We start from the raw sequence: 713 nt of genomic DNA on the forward strand, positions 1-713 counted from the left end.
TTCACTTCGAAAATGGAGCCGAAGGAGTGTACGATCGTCGTCACTGGGCCAAAGCCAACTAGGCTTTCAAGGATTGTTTGCGCTTGTTCGCCCGGAGCAATCGCAACCATCTCTTGCGGCAGTGCAGCGACAACATCAAATTCTGTCACACCTAAACGCTCTGCCATTGCGGCAGGCAGAAGTTGAGGTTCTTGTTCCAATAGAACTTCTACCTGTTGCTTGATTGATTCCATTTTGTTTTCCATCTTTTCTTCAATTTGTCTTCATTAATTATTGGATACTTTTGGCACGCTTTCGTTCATCTCTGATGTCAGTACCTGAATACAGGCTTGCGCTAACGAAACGGCCCAAAAACTGCCCGCTAAAGTAAGCACTAAGCTTCGCTCTTGAAGCTCAACTAAGCCTTTGTCTTGCCATACTTTAAACAGCGGCATGAGAAAATCGAACGTATCGCTACCCATAAACACCGGCAATTTACTTGCCTGAACAATGCCGCGGTCAAACCCGGATTTTAGCGCTGCAAATAATGGCTCTAATGGGCTGTGCTTCATCATCATCGCAATCGTACTTTGCCCTTCATTCACCGCTTTGATGTAGGTGTCTAAAGTGCGGTGCAGCATCATCCCGTAGCCGCCAATGTTGCCACCAGCACCGCATCCAATCGGTAACACTTCTGCGTACGTCTTGGCTAAGCTGTTGTATAAGCTACGCTC

The 713-nt window shown here is 47.1% G+C and carries 1 protein-coding gene and 1 pseudogene; both read right to left on the reverse strand.

Annotation, left to right across the window (positions count from 1 at the left end; genetic code table 11):
- Nucleotides 1-233: ChuX/HutX family heme-like substrate-binding protein (locus R7040_RS26490; protein WP_318097583.1), on the reverse strand; the 233-nt coding region annotated here is incomplete at its 3' end.
- A 33-nt stretch (nt 234-266) separates the two neighbouring features.
- A pseudogene (locus tag R7040_RS26495) lies at nt 267-713 on the reverse strand (heme anaerobic degradation radical SAM methyltransferase ChuW/HutW); the annotation flags it as partial.

It is taken from the genome of Vibrio sp. 1069, from assembly GCF_033340555.1.